Annotated in this window: 7 protein-coding genes; 6 read left to right on the top strand and 1 reads right to left on the bottom strand. The window is 68.9% G+C overall.

The features are described 5' to 3' along the window. The first annotated feature begins 119 nt into the window (after positions 1-119). The 3 genes from ACSFA5_RS04885 (at position 120) to ACSFA5_RS04875 (ending at position 15,087) form a co-directional block, all read left to right on the top strand. Positions 120-13,814 (top strand): filamentous haemagglutinin family protein, encoded by a 13,695-nt coding sequence (locus ACSFA5_RS04885; protein ID WP_435442886.1) that lies wholly within the window; start codon positions 120-122, stop codon positions 13,812-13,814. Between the two features lie 8 nt (positions 13,815-13,822). After that, positions 13,823-14,515 (top strand): RNA polymerase sigma factor, encoded by a 693-nt coding sequence (locus tag ACSFA5_RS04880; RefSeq protein ID WP_435442885.1) that lies wholly within the window; start codon positions 13,823-13,825, stop codon positions 14,513-14,515. A 353-nt stretch (positions 14,516-14,868) separates the two neighbouring features. Next, entirely contained in the window at positions 14,869-15,087 is a 219-nt protein-coding gene (locus tag ACSFA5_RS04875) for a hypothetical protein (protein ID WP_435442884.1), read from the top strand. Between the two features lie 169 nt (positions 15,088-15,256). Here ACSFA5_RS04875 and ACSFA5_RS04870 read toward each other — a convergent pair whose 3' ends face one another. Beyond that, positions 15,257-16,279 (bottom strand): hypothetical protein, encoded by a 1,023-nt coding sequence (locus ACSFA5_RS04870; protein ID WP_435442998.1) that lies wholly within the window; start codon positions 16,277-16,279, stop codon positions 15,257-15,259. Between the two features lie 314 nt (positions 16,280-16,593). On the opposite strand from ACSFA5_RS04870, the gene ACSFA5_RS04865 reads away from it, so the two are divergent. The 3 genes from ACSFA5_RS04865 to ACSFA5_RS04855 all read left to right on the top strand — a co-directional run bounded on the left by ACSFA5_RS04865 (position 16,594) and on the right by ACSFA5_RS04855 (position 19,850). After that, positions 16,594-17,931 (top strand): C4-dicarboxylate transporter DctA, encoded by a 1,338-nt coding sequence (locus ACSFA5_RS04865; RefSeq protein ID WP_435442883.1) that lies wholly within the window; start codon positions 16,594-16,596, stop codon positions 17,929-17,931. An 11-nt stretch (positions 17,932-17,942) separates the two neighbouring features. Then, positions 17,943-18,650, top strand: a complete 708-nt coding sequence (locus tag ACSFA5_RS04860; RefSeq protein WP_435442882.1) for a GntR family transcriptional regulator — start codon at positions 17,943-17,945, stop codon at positions 18,648-18,650. Between the two features lie 111 nt (positions 18,651-18,761). Next, positions 18,762-19,850, top strand: coding sequence for an AI-2E family transporter (locus ACSFA5_RS04855; protein ID WP_435442881.1), 1,089 nt, complete (start codon positions 18,762-18,764; stop codon positions 19,848-19,850). Positions 19,851-19,945: the final 95 nt, after the last annotated feature.

Below are 19,945 nucleotides of genomic sequence, written 5' to 3'. Positions count from 1 at the left end.
AGACAGGCATGGCAGGCGACGGGTTCGCGGGCCGTGCGTGCCGCCCCACGGAAGCGGCTGCGCCGGCATGTGCCTGGCAGCCGGATGGCATCGCTCAAAACCTATCGGCAAGACTTCACATGAACACACGCGCACGCAGCCACCACAGGCCAGCGACCACGACCCAGGGCAGTCTCTTCCGGATGGCACCCGTCGCGCGCGCCGTCGCGCTGACTCTGATGGCCAGCGGCGTGGCCGGCGTCGCGCATGCGCAGCAGCGCGCCTTCAGCCCGGCCTGGTTCAACGACAAGGGCGCGATCCAGAACGCGGCCGCAGCCACAGGCCGGCTGCCCAACGGCATGCCGGCCTCGATGCTCACCAGCCCGCAGGCGCAGCAGCAGCGCGCGGCCGAGCAACTGCAGCGCTCCTTCGGCAACCTGAACCTGGCCGCGCGCGGCATTGCGGCACAGCAGGCCGCACAAGAGGCTGCGCGGCGCGCGGCGCTCGAAAGTGGGCAGGGCGTGCCCGACGGCCTGGCCGAAGGCGGCCTGCGCGTGGACACAGCCAGCCTCACCGCAGGCTGGGTCAATGCCAATGCGCCGGTGCAAACCCAGAGCGGCGCCCAGACCCAGGTCACCATCGCGCAGACTGGCGCGCAGGCCACCCTGAACTGGGAGACCTTCAACGTCGGCAAGAACACCACGGTGAAGTTCGAGCAGCAGCCGAGCTGGGCTGTGCTCAACCGCGTGAACGACCCGAAGGCCCGGCCTTCGCAGATCCAGGGGCAGATCCAGGCCGACGGCACGGTGCTGGTGGTCAACCGCAACGGCATCGTGTTCAGCGGCAGCAGCCAGGTGAACACGCGCAACCTCGTGGCCTCCGCCGTCGGCCTCAGCGACGCGCAGTTCAAGAAGGGCCTGTACAGCGACGCGCAGGCTTCGGCCTTCATCCCGACGCTGGCCAACGACCTTGCGACCACAGCCACCGGCTTCACCCACGGCGCGGCCACGGCCGACGTGACGATCGAGGCCGGTGCGCGCATTGCCACGCACAAGCCCACCAGCGTGACCGAGGGCGGTGGCTACGTGCTGCTCGCGGGCCGCGAGACGGTCAACCGCGGGCGCATCGAAACGCCTTCGGGCCAGACCGTGCTGGCCGCTGGGGACGCCTTCGTGATCCGCAAGGGTGCGGGCACCGATGCCAACCAGACCTCCAGCACGCGCGGCAACGTGGTCACGCCGCTGTACCTGGCCGACTCGGCCGCCGGCCGCGTGGTCAACAGCGGTCTCGTGCACGCGCCTACCGGCGACATCACACTGGTCGGTCGCCAGGTGCGCCAGGAGGGCGTGCTGGAAGCGACCACCTCCGTGCACACGCGCGGCACCATTCACCTGGTGGCCGACGAGAAGCAGGCCGCGGCCACGGTCACGCTTGCGCCGGGCAGCATCACCGCGATCCGGCTCGACACCGACCCCGCCACCGCACTCGACGTGCAGCGCGAGTCGCTGCTGATGGACAGCGACAAGACGGGCGGCGACGGGTTCAACCGCCGAGACCAGTCGCTGGTGCGCATTGCGAGCGGCGGCAACGTCGACTTCCAGGGCGAATCGCTCACGCTCGCCACCGGCGGCCAGGTGATGGTCGACGCGGTGCGTCGCAGCCATGTGGCCAGCGGCGCGCGCATCGACGTTTCGGGCGCGGTGGGCGTCCCTGTGGCCATGGAAGCCAACAACGTGCAGGTCGACGTGCAGGGCAACGAGCAGCGCGACGCACCGGGCAACCGTGACAGCAAGCGGCTGAACAACAGCAAGCTGTGGATCGACCGGCGCACGCTGGTGCGCGTGCCCAAGGGCACGCAGGGCAACGACAGCGACCGCTGGTACACGGCCGGCGGCTTGCTCGAAGTGGGCGGCTACCTGGGCACCGATGGCCACGGCATCGGCGAATGGGCGGCGCAGGGCGGCACAGTGCAGTTCGGCGGCGGCGAGCTCGTGACGCAGGGCGGCTCGAACATCAACCTCTCGGGCGGCACGATCAACGTGCAGACCGGCAACATTCGCCAGAGCTACCTGAAGGGCCGCGACGGCCGCCTCTACGAAGCCTCGAGGGCACCGGGCGACCTGCTGTACGACGGTGTGTACAAGGGCTTCGAGTCGACGCACAAGCGCTGGGGCGAATCGGCCACCGACTTCTTCTACAACCCGTTGATCGCACCGCAGCAGCGACTCGAAAGCGGCTACACCGTGGGCCGCGACGCCGGCCGGCTTGTGGTGTCCACCCGCGCCGCGGTGCTCGAAGGCGAACTCACGACCACCGCCTTCCAGGGCCCGCGCCAGCAACGTGCACGCGAAGCCGGCATCGACGGCTACCTGCAGGCGCAGACCGCCGTTGCGAAGCAGGGTCAGCTCGTCATCGGCGCGCTGACGCCGTACTACGACAAGGCCCTGCAGAACCTGCGCAACAGCCCCGACGCGATGGCCGAGAAGGTCGAGATCGGCACGCACGCACGCCATCAGGCCGATGACCTTGCGCTCGCGCAACCGCTGCCCGAAGCAGCCGCGAAGAGCATGCTGCTCGACGCCGGCTGGCTCGGCAGCCTGGGGCTGGGCGAACTGCGCGTGTACGCGACGGGTGGCATCCAGGTGGACGGCGCGGTGAGCGTTGCCCACGGCGGCACGCTGGCGCTGCACGCGACCGAGGTGAAGGTCAATGCCGACCTCTCGGCGCGCGGCGGCAGCATCCTGCTGGGCAACATGATCGAGCGCCACACGCCCTTGGCCCAGCCCTGGCTGGAGCAGCCGATCGACAAGATGCCACCCGGCGGCTACGTCAACCGGACGCTGGTGGCCGACGGCGTGACGCTCGACGCGCGCGGCCTCTGGACGAACCTGAAGATCGACCGCAGCGACATTGCCGGCCTGCCCTACGTGGACGGCGGCAGCGTGTCGGTGCGCAGCACCGGCAGCGTGGCGCTGGGCACGGGCAGCCTGATCGACGTGTCTTCCGGCGCGGCACTGATGGAAGACGGTTCGCTGCGCGGCGGCAAGGGCGGCAACGTGACGCTGGGTGCCAGCCAGAACCTGGGCGCCGGCGCGTTGACGCTGGACGGCGAGTTGCGCGGCCATGGCGTGCGCGGCGGCGGCAAGCTGAGCCTGGAACACGGCACCACCGTCAGCATCGGCGGCGTGCTGACCGCCGCCGACAAGGTGCTGCAGGGCGGGTTGGCCAGCGCGCAGCCGCTGCGCCTGGTGAACGATTACCTGATTGGCGCGGGTGCGTCGATCCCGATGGATTTCTCCGTCACCAGCGACAGGCTGGCGCCGGGACAGGTGGTGCGGCAAGACGCGCAGCCGCGGCTGAACGAGCAGAACCCCGTGATCACCGCCGCACCGTGGGTGAGCACATCGACCGTGCAGCTGGCCTCGGGCAAGCTCATTGCCGCCAACCAGGTGGTGCCGGCGGGCAGCACCCTGGTCGTCATCTCCAACATTCCCGCGGGCTATGTGTTGCCGGCCGACGTGTTCCCGAGGGGCCTGCCGACCTTCGAGCAGACCACCGTCTACAAGGCCGGCACCACGGCCAAATACCCGACCACGGTGCCCGCAGGCACGCGCATCGCCACCGGTACGGTGTGGCCCGACACGGTCGCGGTGGCGCCTTTTCTCGCGCTGGACCCCGGCCTGTTCCAGCGCGGCTTCAGCCGCTACGCGGTGAGTTCGCCCGACGGCATCTCGGTGGTCGACGGCGCGCAGCTGCAAGTCGTCATGCCGGTGCTGCGCTTCGACCCGGCCGCGGGCCGCATGCTCGCCACCGGGAGCGACACCTCGCAGGCGCTGCAGGCCTGGCTGCCGCCGCTGCAGCAAGAGAATGCGGTGCGCCGAACGCTCACGGTGCGTGATGGCGCCGACCTGTCGCTGAAGGCGGGGACGCCGGAAGCGGAAGGGGCGCTGACCATCGGAGGCGGTGCGCGCATCGAGGTCGACCCGGGCCGCACCATTGCGCTCGAAGGCAATGCGCAAACCACGATCGACGGGCTGCTGCAGGCCGCGGGCGGACGCATCTCGGTGCTGCGCGGGGCCTACAACGAGGTCGGGCCATCGGGCGCGGCCAGCGGCCGCGGCGACAGCCGCTCGATCTGGATCGGCGAGCACGCCGAACTCGATGTGTCCGGACGGGCCTTCACCGCCACCGACTCGCTCGGCCACGCCTACGGCAAGGTCGGCGCGGGCGGCACCATCGAGATCGGCGTGCCCTTCGACCTCGACACCCGCAAGTCGGCGCAGGCCGACACCTTCGTGGTGGTTCGCCCCGGTGCGCGGCTCGACGCGTCGGGCGCCACGGCCACGCTGTACCAGCCGGGCTCGGGGCCCGTCGAAGCGCCAAGCCAGGGCGGCGTGATCTCGCTGACCTCTTCGCGGGGCCTGTTCCTGGACGGCCGGATGCGTGCCGCATCGGGCGGCGCTGGCGTGGCCGGCGGTACGCTGGCCGTGACGCTGGAGACGCCGATCTACGGCCCGGTCGCCAACTTCACCTACGCAGGCCCGAATGTCACCGACACGGTGCGCCAGACCCGTGAACTGGTGCTGGCACAGACGCAGGGAGACGGCGTGCTGGCGGCCGGCCTGCGGGCCGGCGCGGCCGATCCCGCGCTGACGTATGGCCGCGCGCGCATCGGCGTGGACCGCATCCAGGCCGGCGGCTTCGACAACCTGGCGCTGGGCGTCAACGGCGTGCTGAGCTTCGACGGCTCCGTGGACCTGCGGCTGGGCCAGAGCCTGCGCCTGACCGCCAGCAGCCTGGGCCTGGTCGAGAACGCGCCCATCGACAGCCGCATCGTGCTCGCAGCTCCCTATGTGCGCCTGGGCGGTTCAGCCAACCGGCAGGTCGACAACACGCTCATGCCCAACCCCGTGACCGGCGTGCGCAACTACGGCCAGGGCAGTGGGGAGCTGGGCACTCCGAAGGTGGCGGCGGGCAGCAGCTTGCGGGTAGATGCCGACCAGATCGACATTGCGGGCGACGTCATGACCGGCACCCGCGGCCTGATCTATCTGAACAACGGCAAGAAGGTGGCCGTGGAGCGTTTTGCCTTCGACGACATGCGCCTGGCCAGTCAGGGAGACATCCGCTTCCAAGACCGGGGCGGCCTCTATGTACCCGGCAACCTCACGCTCGCGGCGGCGCAGATTTATCCGGCCAGCAACGACATCGGCACCGTCGTGGTCGGACGCTACAGCGGCCTGAACCCTGAATTCGGCACGATGCAGATTGCGTTCGACCCCCAGCGCACCCTCACCGTCGAGCGCATTGGCGACGCATTGCCGGGCATGCCGCAGAGTGTGTTTGGCCAACTCACGCTATCGGCGGCCAAGGTGGTGCAGGCCGGCGTGCTGCGCGCGCCGCTGGGCAGCATCACGCTGGGCAGCGCATCGGGCAGCGGCTATACCGGGGTTGTCGAGCTGATGCCGGGCAGCGTCACCTCGGTCAGTGCGGCCGGGCTGCGCATGCCCTATGGCGGCACGTCGGACGGGCTGAACTATGTCTTCAACGGCCAGGACGTGGTGTACCGGGGCGTGGGCGGGGAGCCGTCGCTCAACTTCGTGGGCCACGCGGTGGACGTGCACGCGGGCGCGGTGGTCGATCTTTCAGGCGGCGGCGAACTCACGGGCACAGCCTTCCTGCCGGGCCGTGGCGGCTCGGTCGATGCGCGCATGAATCCGCTGATGCAGCGCAGCGCCGATGGCCGCGCTTTCGTGCTGCCGGGCCTTGCGACCAACCCGGTGTACGCCATCGTGCCGGGCATTCAGGCCGCCTATGCGCCGGTGAACGGGGAGAAGGGTGCAAGCAACGCGGCCGTGGGCCGCCAGATCACCATCGGAGCGGGCGTGCCCGGTTTGCCCCCAGGCACCTACACGCTGCTGCCTTCCACCTACGCGCTGATGCCGGGGGCATTCCGCGTCGAGCTGAACGGCCTGGCGCCCAGCGTGGGCGCCATGGGCACCGCCAACGCCATGCGCAACGGGTCGTGGGCGGCCTCGGGGCAGCTCGGCACGGCCGGCACCGTGTTTCGCGATGCGATGCCCACGCAGGTGATCCTGACGCCGGCCGACATGCTGCGCAGCTACTCGCAGTACAACGAGATGGGCTACAGCGCCTTCGCACAAGCGCAGGCCCTGCGCGAAGGCGTGCCGCGCGCAGTGCTGGAGCGCGACGCCAAGTCGATGCGCCTGGACCTGTTGCCGCCCACGCAAGAAGGCTCGTTCGGACGGCCGCAGCAACTGCGCTTTGCCGGCACGGTGCTGGCCGCGCCGGCCGAGGGCGGGCGCGGCAGCACGGTGGCGGCCGGCGGCGGCAGCGACTTCGAGATCCTGCCCGACGGCGCTTCGCGCACGCCGGGCTTCACCGGCGTGTCGATCAACGCCTCCGAGCTGAACGCCATCGGCGCCGCGCGCCTGGTCATCGGCGGCCAGCTCACGACTTCCTACCTCGACAGCAAGGGCAGCCTGCAGCAGGCGAACATGGTCAACGCCACGGCGCAGTCGGGCTCGATCGTGCTGCGCGCCGGCAGCGAACTGCGCGCGGCAGAGGTCTTTCTGATCACCAGTTCGCGCGCCGGGGGCATCACCGTGGAGCAGGGTGCGAGCATCAACACGCTGGGCCGCGGCAAGGCCGCCTACGACTCGAAGGACGGCTTCGTCTTCGCGCCGGGCCCCAACAGCCTGGTGGCCGTGTCCAACGGCTGGCTCGACATGCTGGCGCCGACCCTGCCGACCGAAGGCGACGGCAAGGGCGCGGGCGCGATCCGGATCGGCGCCTGCACGCTCACGCCGTGCGCCGGGGTCACGCGCCTGTATTCCGAAGGCACCATCACGGCCGCGACCGACAACGCCTTCGACCTTGGTGAAGCGGTGCGCTACGGCACGCGCAACCTGGTGCTGGCCGTGGGCGGCGTGAACGTGGGCAGCGAGCAGTCGCTGGCCGACGCCGCCACGCGCGGCGTGCTGCCGCCGGGCCTCACGCTCAACCAGGGCGTGCTCGACCGCCTGCTGCGCGGCGACCCCGAGGCCGGCGCGCCCGCGCTGGAGAACCTGATTCTCACGGTGCGTGATTCGCTCAACTTCTACGACACGACCACGCTGTCCACCATCGACCCCGCCACCGGCCGATCGTCGGTCGAGCGGCTGGTGCTGGGCACACCCGCCATCTATGGCCACGGCGGCGCCGATGCGCTCGCGCGCATCCAGACCGACACGCTGGTATGGAACGGCGCGACCACGCCGCCCGGCAACGTGGTGGCCGGCGGCGCGGGCACCGGCAGCGGCAGCCTGGCCATCGACGCGCGCCGCATCGAGTTCGGCTTCGGCCCCGGTGCGCGCGTCGACTCGGTCCACACCTTCGACCGCACGACGCTCGGCTTTGCCGACGTGAGCCTGAACGCGAGCGAGCGCATCACGGCCAACCGCAGCGGCTCGCTGTCGGTCTACCAGAGCCGTGGTGCGTGGGACGACACGCTGAACGACTTCAGCTACAGCGGCGGCACGCTGCACCTGCGCACGCCGCTGCTCACCGGCCGCGCGGGGTCGGTCAACAAGATGGTGGCGGGCGGCAGCATCGAAGCCGTGGCCTTCCCCGGCGCCCGTGCAGGTGTGCCCGACAACGCGGCGCTGGCCGACGCGCTCGGCGCCGAGCTGTCGCTCGACAGCCGCAACGGCAGCCTGCGCCTGGACACCGCGGTGCTGCTGCCCAGTGGCAAGCTCAGCCTCGCGGCGCAGGGCGACCTGCTGCTGGGGGCGGGCGCGCAGGTCGACATGGCGGGCCGGCGCATCGACTTCTTCGACAGCGCCAAGCACAGCTGGGGCGGCGACGTGCTGCTCGAAAGCCGCGCGGGCAACATCGCGCAGGCGGCGGGCTCGGCCATCGACGTATCGGCGGTGGAGAACCGCGCCGGCAAGATCGTGGCAATGGCGCTGGGCGATGCCGCGGGCACGGTGTCCCTTGCAGGTACCCTGCGCGGCGCCGGCAGCGGCCACTACGACGCGGGCGGCACCGACGTGCCCTATGCGGCGGGCCGCACCGACATTCGCGCGCAGCACATCGACGACTTCACCGGCCTCAACCAGCGCCTGAACGACGGCGGCGTGGTCGGCGGGCGCAGCTTCCAGCTCAAACAGGGCGACCTGCGGTTGGGCGACGAACTGCGCGCACGCGAGATCAACGTGTCGGTGGACAACGGCCAGCTCACCGTGGCCGGCACCGTCGACGCCAGCGGCGAGCAGGTCGGCAGCATCCGCCTCGCGGCGAAGAACGGCGTCACGCTGGCCGGCAACGCCGTGCTCGATGCGCATGGCCGCGTGCTGCGCGTGGACAGCTACGGCCAGGCCATCGACGCACCGAACCGTGCGGTGATCGAGATCGACGCGGGCAGCGGACGCCTGCGCATCGAACCCGGCGTGCGCATGGACCTGCGCGCGGGAAACTCGGGCCGCACGTTCGGCACCGTCGCACTCAACGCACCGCGCCTGGGCGGCGCGACCGGCAACGACGTGGGCATCGATGCCGCCGGCGGCATCGCCATCGAAGGCGCCCGGTCGATCATGCTCAACGCTTTCTGGCGCTATGACGATGCGCCGGTGGGCACCGACGTTGGCGTGGACGGCCGCAGCTACCAGTCGGTCACGCAGGCCTACCTGGATGCCAAGCACGCCGACAGCACGGTCTTCATGGCCAACGCGTTGGCCAACGGCGCGCTGATGAACACCCGGCTGCAGGGCCTGCGCGCGTACGGCGACGCCTTTCATCTGCGCCCGGGCATCGAGATCGCGAGCCGCACGGCCGACGGCGACCTGCACCTGGACGGCGACATCGACCTGTCGGGACACCGCTACCAGGGCATCAACCCCCACACGTCGCGCACCGGCGTCGCGGGCTCGGGCGAAGCCGGTGCGCTGGTGTTGCGCGCCAAGGGCAGGCTGGACGTCTTCGGCAGCCTGAGCGACGGCTTCGACGGTGCGCGCCTGCCGGTCACGCCCGACGACAAGGGCTGGGTGCTCCCTAGCGGCCGCATCCCTCTGGGCGGCGACATGGTGCTGCCGCATGGCGGGCGCGTGACCTTGGACACCGGCACCTTCTTCCAGTCGGGCCGCGTGCTGAACTACGACCTGCCCATGCAGCCCATGAGCCTGGCGCGCGGCACCTTGCTGCCCGCCACCGCCACGCTCAGCCAGCCGCTGGCGCTGGCCAAGGGCACGGTGCTCGGCGGCGCGGTGCAGGATGCGGCGGGCAACCCGCTGTATGCCGCGGGCACGGTGCTCGCGTCGGACGTGACCCTGCCCGCCGGCGCCCGCCTGGGCGCGGGCTTCCGCCTGAACAGCGTTGCCAACGTGGCTGCCATGACCTGGCCGCATGGCGTGGCGCTGCCTTTCCCCGACGGCGTCATCCGCGACGAGGCCTTCCCGGGATCGCCTCTCAACGGCGTGCAGCTCGCGCGGCCGCTCGTGCTGGCCAAGGGCGCGGTCATTCCCAGCGAAACCCTGGTGCGCCTGCCGGGCGGCATCAACTTCGTCGACCTGCGCGATCGCGAGACCGACGGCACCCAGGGCCGCACCTGGGCACTGGCGCCGCTGCTGGCGCAGGGCTCGCAGTCCTGGGACCTGCGCCTGGTCGGCGGGGCCGACCTGTCGGCGGCGGACACGCGCCTCACGCAGCCGCATGCCAGGGCCGGCATCCGCCTGTCCGACACGCACTACGGCTCCAACTTCATCAGGGTTGAAATTCCCGGCACCGCCACGCCCGGCGAGTTCATGTGGGCGATCGATGCCGACGTGGCGCTCTGGAACGAGCAAGGCCTGGGCTTCGACATTCACCCAGGGCAGGCGCTGACACCGGCGCAGGTCGAGGAGGTCATGGGCTGGGGCGGCCTGGAACTCAACGACTTCGGTGTCGGTCCGCTGCTGGTGCAGACCGGGCCCGCGAAGCCGCCGGAGACCCGGCTGGAAGAAAAGTCGCTGCGCGAGCCGATCTTCAGCGTGCTGCGCACCGGCACCGGCGACCTCGACCTGGTCTCCGGCGGCGACATCCTGATGACCTCGCCCTATGGGGTCTACACCGCCGGCACGCCCTCGGCCTCGCTGGCCGCGCCGGGCAAGCCCGATCTCCATAACCTGCCCCGCGGCCAACAGGCCGACGGCAGCGCGCTCGGTTCGCTGGGCACCACGCTCGCGCCCTTCGTCGACGGCAGCGGCAGCGGCAGCCAGAGCCTTTACCAGGCGTGGTACCCCGAGCACGGCGGCAACCTGCTGCTGCGCGCGGGGGGCGACGTCATGGGCGACCAGATCGGCAGTGCCGGCGGATTGATCCGCTCGGACCCGCTGCGCATGCGCGGGGCGATGACGGGCACCAGCTCCGTCGGGCAATGGCTGTGGCGCCAGGGCGGCGGCACCGTGGCCCAGGACGTCCCGACGGCCTGGTGGATCAACTTCGGAACCTACGTAACCGGCGTCACCAACGACAGCGCACCCTACCTGACGGGCTTCACCGGCTTCGGCACGCTGGGCGGCGGCAACCTGGTCTTCGAGGCAGGCCGCAATGCCGGCATGCTCAACCTCCTCAGCGACTGGAACGCCGCCTTCGTCTCGCGCAGCCAGGGCCTGAACCTTGCCGTGGGCAGCACCGGCCGCGTGACTTCCGCTGGCGAGCTGGTGCTCACCGGCGGCGGCGACCTCGACATTCGCATTGGCGGCGGTCTCAACCCCGTGGCCGAGACGCGCAGCTTCGCCCCCAACGGCAACCGCCAGTACGCGAGCGACCTGCGCCGCACCGAACAGCGGCAGGACCTGAACGGCACCTTCACCAACTTGCGCGGCGCGCTGCGCGTGGACGCGGGCTCGGTAGGCGGCATCGAACTGCGCTACGACCGGGCCGACCCGACGGAGTCGCGCGCGTTGCGCGTCGACGTCTCCAGCTCCGGCATTGCCGGCGGCGGGCCGGTGCTGGTGCTGGGCGACAGCGGCATGCGCATGGAAACGCGCGGTGACCTGGTGATCGGCACGGTGACCGATGCCGGGCGCGTCCCGCAGTTCAACGGCGGCGTGCCGTTCACTTCCAACGGCACGCATTTCGCTGGCGGCGGCATCGGCTGGTTCTCGCTGTGGACGCCGTCGACAGCGGTCGACCTGTTCTCGGCCGGCGGCAACCTGACGCCGGGCATGGCCTGGACCGACAACCGCGGCCGGAGCGACCAGGTGGCGAGCGGCGACCGCTTCATCTACCCCTCGGTGCTGCGCGCGGCGTCGGCCAACGGCAGCCTCTACTACGGCAACGCCGTGACCGGCACGTTCAACAGCAGCAACGTGCCGGACAAGTCGAGCACCGGCATCCTGCTGGCACCGACACCGGTCGGCGCGCAGTTCGTGCGCCAGGGCAAGCCGCAGCTCGAGCTGCTGGCCGGCGATTCGATCTACGCGAGCGGCTACGCCGTGACGCCCTCGGGCGTCGATCCGGCGATGCTGCCCACGCCCTTCAACCCGGGCTTTGTCGGCCTGGGCCAGGCCGTCTGGTACGGGCCGCTTCGCATCACCAACGTGCACCCCGATGCGATCGCGCCTTCGGTGCTGGTGTCGGGCAACACCATGCCCAATGCCACCCCTCAGAGCTATCCGCTGTTCAGCTTCGTGTCACCCACGGCCTCCGGCTACAGCGTTACGGGCCATGCGCCGTCGCGCTTTTACGCGGTGCAGGGAGACATCGTCGGCCTGCGCACCGGCTCCATCATCTCGCGCTTGGAGGCCACCGGCCCTGTCGACACCTGGTACGAAGGCAGCGGCCCGGTCGCGATCCGCGCCGGCCGCGACATCGTGAATGCCGGTACGCCGCTGGGCGTCGCCGAGACCCTGCCGGCCGATGCCTTGGGCTGGACGCGCCTGGCGAGCCGCGCCGACGACAACGCGCCGTACAAACCGGCCTCCTCCCAGGCAAACGGATTCGCAACGGGCAACCTGATCGTGCACAACAACATCGACGACGTGTCGGTAGTGGAGGCGGGCCGGGACATCCGCTACAGCAGCTTCTACGTGGCGGGCCCTGGCCAGCTCGAACTCACGGCGGGCCGCGACGTGTACATGGCCGACAAGGCCGAGTTGCGCAGCATCGGCTCGGTGGCGCGCGGGCCCGGCGTGGCGCCGGGCGATCGCCGTAGCGGCGCCGGCATTGCGGTGACTGCGGGCGCGGGCCGCGAAGGCGCCGACTGGGCAGCCTTTGCCGCGCGCTACCTCGATCCGAAGAACCTGGCGAACGCCGAGCAGTCTTTCGCCGAGCAGCCGGGGAAGGCGCTGCGCACCTACGAAGGCGCGCTGTCGCTGTCGCAATGGCTGGCGCGCGAGTTCGGCTACGGCGGCGACGAGGCGGGTGCCTCCGCGTACCTGGCGAGCAAGCAGGCCGAGCTCGACGGTGCACGTCAAGGCACCAGCAGCACCGGCAGTGGCGCGGCCATCCGCACGCTGGAGCGCGAGTACCGCCTGGAAAGCGGCTTGCAACTGGTCAACTGGCTCACCGAACGCTTCGGCGGCGCCAACGGCCTGGGCCTGCACTTCGATGCGAGGACGATGGACGCACGCGCCTTCTTCGACGCCTTGCCGCCACCGCAGCAACGCGCCTTCCTGCGCAACGTGTACTACGCCGAGCTGAAGGCCGGCGGTCGCGAGTACAACGACCCGGAGAGCCGCCGCGGCGGCAGCTACCTGCGTGGGCGCGAGGCCATCGCCACGCTGCTGCCGTCGCAAGACGCGCAGGGCAACCCGCGCGGCTCAACTGGTATTTACATGGGCGACCTGACCATGTTCAGCAGCGCCCTGTACTACGAGCAGGCCGGCGCGGAGCCGACCAAGCGAGCCTTGCCGGGCAAGAACTATCTGCGCTACGACGAATGGCTGGCCATGGGCAGCGCAGCCTCCAGCCTGCCGTACTACAAGGTGCTCGACGCCGGCATGCACACCGACTTCGGCGGCGACATCAGCCTGCTGGTGCCGGGCGGGCGCGCGGTGGTGGGCGTGGACGGCGGCTTCACGCCGGGCGAAGGCTCGGGCCTGCTCACGCAGGGCGAAGGCGACATCAACGTCTACACGCGCGGCAGCCTCCTGCTGGGCCAGAGCCGCATCTTCACCACCTTCGGCGGCAACGTGCTGGCGTGGTCGGCGCAGGGCGACATCAACGCGGGTCGCGGCGCCAAGACCACCATCGTCTACACGCCGCAACGGCGCGCCTATGACAACGTGGGCAATGTGGCGCTGTCGCCCAACACGCCGAACACCGGCGCCGGCATTGCCACGCTGAACCCGATTCCGGAGATCCCGCCGGGCGACGTGGACCTGATCGCGCCGCTGGGCACCATCGACGCGGGCGAGGCCGGCATTCGCGTGTCGGGCAACGTGAACCTCGCGGCGCTGCATGTGGTGAACGCCGAGAACATCCAGGTGAAGGGGCAGGCCGTGGGCATTCCGGTGATCGCGGCGGTGAACGTGGGCGCGCTCACCAACGCGAGCGCCGCCGCATCGCAGGCCGCCAGCGCCTCGCAGGACGTGCTGCATCGCGAACGCGCCGCAGTTCGGCAAAGCTTGCCATCTGTGTTCACGGTGCGGGTATTGGGCTTCGGCGATGACGCTGGCCCGAGGAACGGCGCCGAAGCTTCCCCGCCACCGGAGTCAGCTCGTCAGGCGGGCAGGAAGCATCCGTACGATCCGTCGTTTCCGATGCAGCTCGTGGGCCTCGGTGACAGCTTCGATCCGAAGCAACTGGCCCGCCTGACGGACGAAGAGCGTCGTCGCGTGCAACAGTCTCGGTAGGCCACGTCATGCTTTCCCTGTCGCTGGGTTCAGCGCATGCCGATGACTTGCCGGGCAACTCGTTGCCCGTGGCGTCGGGCGTGTTTCGATGTTTGCGGCCGACCCCCGGCACCGAGGCTGCGAACGATTCGCTCGGCCAGGCACATCATGGCTTTGCACTGCAGGATTTTCTTGTCGCGAACTATGAGCGTCTTCGCCAACGTCTGTTGCACCGTGTCGGCTGCGCTCATATGGCCAGCGATTGCCTGCATGACACCTGGCTGCGTTTGGGCGAGACAGTCGTTTGCGAGCCGGTGCACAGTCCCGAGCGCTACGTCTACCGCGTGGCATGCAACGTGGCCATCGACTATCTTCGCGCCAATCGGCCGTGGCAGTACAGCGGCGACGCCGAGGCTGTGCTCGAGCAACTCGTCGATCCTTCGCCCGGTCCGGAGACGATTGCGCAAGCCCGCTCGGAGTTGCATGCGGTCGATCGTGCAATTGAGCGCATGCCGCGGCGCCACCGTGCAGTGCTCATGTCCTTGCGTATCGACGAGATGACGCGCGATGAGGTCGCGACCCGCTATGGCCTGTCACTGCGAGGTGTGGATACCGTGCTGCGCCAGGCCTTGGACCATTGTGCGAAGGGCTCCGGCCAACAGGTGTTCGCAGGCATCAGCGCTGTGCGTCGCCAGCTTCGGGCAGCGAGGTCCGCTCTTTAGGCGTTGCGGCCTTTTTCCCATGGCTTCACCCCCAGCGTGATGTTGAACGTCGCATTTGTGGCACTCCCCCTCCTTCAATCGCTCCAAACTTTTCGGAATAAGGAGTGACGGTTGCATCCGGGCGCTTGCCAGCGCACCAAGCGCGGCTGGATGAATTCCGCTGGGGAGGTGCCTTGGGGCGCCGCATGACAGGGCCGCATACATGCATGTACGAGAACGCTCCGAAGCGAGTTGCGCTTCGAAACAAAAATGAACCGGACCTTGCCCATATTTGACATGTAGAGTTGCGCCTGGCGCTGAGGCGACAGTTCCACCCCCCATGGCTTTCTCAGCCTGCAAGGAAGGACGATGCGATGAGCAAAGATCAAGCTCGCCTGCAGCACCTCCTGGTGCGAATGCAGGCCCTGTACGGAGCACACGACGCCGATGTTCTTCAGGTTCATGACGCGGTGGAACGGCTGGCGCTCGACGAGTCCCGCGCACGCAAGCCCCTGCGTTATTGTGATGTGCCCCTGTTCGCCGACCGGACGGCGCGCTTGGCGCGCGCGGGCAAAGGCGCAGGCTTGTTGTAGCGACGGTCGCGGACATCGGGAACCTCGGGATTCGAGGCGCAAACTGCATTCCCTACCAGCGTCCGGCGGCCGTCACCATACATCGTCGCATTGCATTTTGACCCGCACGTGACTACGGTGTTCTTGGCAGCAATGAGGTCTGTCGTGCATCACGGAAGCATTGTCTGGCCTACTTCTTCGGACGCCCAGCCTTCAGCGGCGCCAGCGAATCCAGCGCACCACGCAGCTGGATATCGGTGAGCTGTTGAAGCGCATGCAGCCCGGCTCGCAGAAGCTCGCTCTTCTTGGCCGGCCGTTTGAAACCCAGTGCGCGGTCCTTGAGAACGGCAATCAAGCCGAAGTCCTGCTGGGGCATCGTGAAACTGTCTCGCACGAGCTTCGCTTTGGTTTTCGCTGCGTCGCGCACGGACTCGGCGGCCTGGAGAGACGTTGCCGGTTCCGTGCGGGGAGCCGTAGGCCGTCCGACCTGAGACGGCGCGAGCACGGCTTTCACAGGCTTTGCCTTCAGTGGCACCGTCTTCTTTGCAACTGTCTTCTTCGCTGATGCTTTCTTCGTCGACGTCATTTTCTTGGATGAAACCGTCTTGGCGCCGACCTTGGCCAACGCAGCCTTCTCGGTCACAGGTCCCTTTTTTGCAGAGGGCTTCGTGACCACGGGTTTTGCCGGCGTGGCCTTCCGAGGCGAGACCTTCTTCGCGGCCGCTTTCTTGGTTGCAGCTGCTTCGGTCTTGTTCACCGGCGCCTTCTTGAGCGCCGGCCTTTTGCGTGCAACCGGCACCGCTGCTGGAGAGTTCGATGCCAGCTGCGCTGCGACGGGAGTTGTGGGCGCTGCCGGCGGCTGGGCTGCGGAGACAGCCACCGCCGGGTCTGTGGGGGCGCTGTGCGCGGAATTCGTGTCGTTGGTGGGCAGGCCGGAGTCAGTCATTGAAGAGTTCCAAATATGGTGTAAATGATTTACACCATTATATTGAACGCAATGAGAGTCTTCATCAAGGGCTTCTGCGCGACCTGTTGAAGCGGCTGTGTGGATCTGCCGCAGATTGCGCCGCTGTTTCCGCGATTTGGTGGCCTCGATAGCGAGCCAGGTCGCGAGCTTTTCGGCATAGGGATCGAGCTTGCTGGAACTCGCCCGCTTGGCGTAGCGCATCTGCTCGCGCAGGGCCCAACGTCTGATGACACTCAATGTCGCCACGTCCAAAACTCCTAGGATCCCCCGCTTCAAAAATGAGCAGGGTAGGGTTTTACGTGGGTCGGTCCTAGACGGAAATTACTGCGTTCAGAGGGTCAATTTTCGGTGGCAATCAACACCTCCCGCGCATTCAGTCCACCGCTTTGTTTCCCAGTCCAGCGCTTTATTCCCCGGTCCACAACTTGATTCCCCGTAGGCACGATGCACCGGGAATACCCTCTTCCGGCCCCGAAGCCTTCTTGCCTACATTTCTTGCATGCAAGACAAGGCGTTGCTTGCATGCAAAACCTCGACAAGACAGACAACAGGAGCCTCCCATGCCTCGCTTCGCCAAATCGCTTTTCGGTCAGGTGGTCATCGCGCTGGTGCTGGGCGTGCTCGCGGGGCTGTTCGCCCCCGAGTACGCCGTCAAGCTCAAGCCGCTGGGTGACGGGTTCATCAAGCTGATCAAGATGATCATCCCGGTGCTGGTGTTCTGCGTGGTGGTGCACGGCATCGCCGGCGCGGGCGACCTGAAGCGCGTGGGGCGGGTGGGCGTGAAGTCGCTCATCTACTTCGAGGTGCTGACCACCGTCGCCCTGGCCCTGGGTCTGGTGCTGGCCTTCGTGTTCCAGCCCGGCGCGGGCATGAACGTGGACCCGGCCAAGCTCGACCCGGCCGCCATGAGCGCGTACGCGTCGAACGCCGACAAGCTCACCAGCGGCGGCACGGTCGACTTCCTGATGAAGCTCATTCCCACCACGGTGGTGAACGCCTTCGCCACCGGCGACGTGCTGCAGGTGCTGCTGTTCGCGGTGCTGTTCGGCTGCGCGCTCACGATGCTGGGCGAGCGCGGCAAGCCCGTGGCGGCGGTGATCGACGCGACCTCGCTGGTGCTGTTCAAGATCATGGGGATCATCATCAAGCTGGCGCCGCTGGGCGTGCTGGGGGCCATCGCCTTCACGGTGGGGCAGTACGGCGTGGGCTCGCTGAAGCAACTGGGCATGCTGGTGGCGCTGTTCTACGGCGCGGTGCTGATCTTCGTGTTCGGGGTGCTGGGGCTGGTGATGCGCCTGTCGGGCTTCAGCCTGATCAAGCTGCTGCGCTACCTGCGCGAAGAGCTCACCATCGTGTTCGCCACCACCTCGTCGGACAGCGTGCTGCCGCAGGTCATGGCCAAGCTGCGCCGCATGGGCATCCGCGACTCGACGGTGGGGCTGGTGATTCCCACGGGCTACTCGTTCAACCTGGACGCCTTCTCGATCTACATCACGCTGGCGGCGGTGTTCATTGCGCAGGCGACCAACACGCCGATCTCGATGGCCGACCTGCTGACCATCCTCGCGATTGCGCTGGTCACCTCCAAGGGCGCGCACGGCGTGCCGGGCTCGGCCATCGTGGTGCTGGCCGCCACGCTGCACGCCATTCCGGCGATTCCGGCCATCGGCCTGGTGCTGGTGCTGTCGGTGGACTGGTTCATGGGCATCGCCCGCGCGCTGGGCAACCTGATCGGCAACTGCGTGGCCACGGTGGCCATCGCGGCATGGGAAGGCGACATCGACCGCGAGCGCGCGCACGCAGTGCTCGACGGGCGCTATTCGCCCGACGACGAGCCGCTGGCCGAGGCCGATGCCGTGGTACACACAGGCACCGCCACAGCTTCCAGCGCCCACTGAACCCCACGCCCATGCCCGCCGCCGACGTCAGCCCCACCGCCATCGCCGAACGCGTCGTCGAGGCCATCCTCGCGCAGAAGCTCGCGCCGGGCGAGCGGCTCGGCGAGCAGGCGCTGGCAGAGAACTTCGCGGTGAGCCGCACCATGGTGCGCGAGGCGCTGATGCAGCTGCAGGCGCGCGGCTTCGTGGAGGTGCAGTCGCGCCGCGGCTGGTACGTGGTGGAGCCTTCGGCCGAGGAGGCGCGCGACGCGTTCTCGGCGCGGCGCATCGTCGAGGCCGGCATCCTGGCGGCGAGCGAGGGGCGGCCGCTGGCCAAGGTGATCCGCAAGCTGCGCGACCACATCGCCGACGAGCAGCGCGCCATCGACGGTGCCGACGCCGCCACGCGCGCCTTCCTGCTGGCCGATTTCCATGTGTGCCTGGCCGAGCAGATGGGGCACCAGCTGCTGGTCGACGTGCTGCGCGACCTCACGGCGCGCACCACGCTGGCCGCCACGCTGTACCAGTCGACGCACGAGGCCTGGCAGTCATGCGCGGAGCACGGCGCCATCGTCGAGGCGCTCGAGGAGGGCGACACCGGCAAGGCCCGCCTGCTGATGCTGGCGCACATCGGCAATGTCGAGCGCGCCCTCGAGGTGGACGCCGCCGCCGAGCCCGACGCGCCGAGCCGGCTGCGCGCCACGCTGGCGCCCGTGGCGCTGCCGCGCGCCAAGCGCTGAGATCGGCACCGGGGGCGGCAGGAAGCGGCAGAAAGCGCCGGAAGGCCCCGCACGAGGGCGCGCCCGCTGACACGTCGCCCCGTACCGGCTCGGCTACAGTCCGACTCACTTATGAACTCTCCCCAACTCCAGCGCGGCGTCTTCCTCGCCCTTCTCGCCGCTGTCACTGGTGCCTTCATCTGGGTGCTGCTGCCGTTCTTCGGGGCGGTGCTCTGGGGCGTGGCGCTGGCGATTCTTTTCACGCCGCTGTACAAGTGGCTGCTGCGCAAGATGCGCGGCAAGCCCAACCTGGCGGCGCTGTGCACGCTGGCGATCTGCCTGTTCATCGTGATCCTGCCGCTGGCCATGGTGGGCGTGTCGCTGGTGCAGGAGGTGGCGCTGGTCACGCAGAGCATCCGCTCGGGCGAGATCAACTTCGCGGCCTACTTCCAGCAAATATTGGACGCGGCGCCGCAGTGGCTGCTGAACCTGGTGGAGCGCTTCAACCTGGGCGACATGGCGGCATGGCAGGCACGCATCTCGGCCGGCGCCGCGCAGGGCAGCCAGGTGGTGGCAAGCCAGGCGCTCACCATCGGGCAGAACACCTTCGACTTCGTGGTCAGCTTCTTCGTGATGCTGTACCTGCTGTACTTCCTGGTGCGCGACGGCGCGGACCTTTCCAAGAAGGTGCGCGACGCGTTGCCGCTGGCCAAGCCGCACACGCACTACCTGCTGAACAAGTTCACCACCGTGATCCGCGCGACCGTCAAGGGCAACGTGGCCGTGGCCATTGCACAGGGCACCATCGGCGGGCTGGCCTTCTGGTTCTTGGGCGTGCAGGGCGCGCTGCTGTGGGCGGTGCTGATGGCCTTCCTGTCGCTGCTGCCTGCCGTGGGCGCAGCGCTGATCTGGGGTCCGGTGGCCATCTACTTCCTGGCCACGGGGCATTTCTGGCAGGGCGGCGTGCTGATCTTCGTGGGCGTGTTCGTGATCGGGCTGGTGGACAACATCCTGCGCCCGCTGCTGGTGGGCAAGGACACGCAGATGCCCGACTACATCGTGCTGATGTCGACCATCGGCGGCATGGCGATCTTCGGCATCAACGGCTTCGTGATCGGGCCTGTGATCGCGGCGCTGTTCATGGCGGCCTGGGGCCTGTTCGCGGACTCGGGGCATGTGGGCAACGGGCACGAGAGCGCCGAAGACCCGAAGAAGGGCTGACGCGCCGGCGGGCGCCGGCCCGCTTCGTCCCAACCGCGCGTCACTCACGCCCCCTGCGCGCTTCACGCGCGCTTCACGCTCGCTTTCCCGCGTTT

The organism is Variovorax monticola (genome assembly GCF_051216855.1).
GTDB lineage: Bacteria > Pseudomonadota > Gammaproteobacteria > Burkholderiales > Burkholderiaceae_C > Variovorax.
The sequence above is the reverse complement of the archived record's forward strand: the minus strand, read 5'-3'. Positions and strand labels throughout refer to the sequence as shown.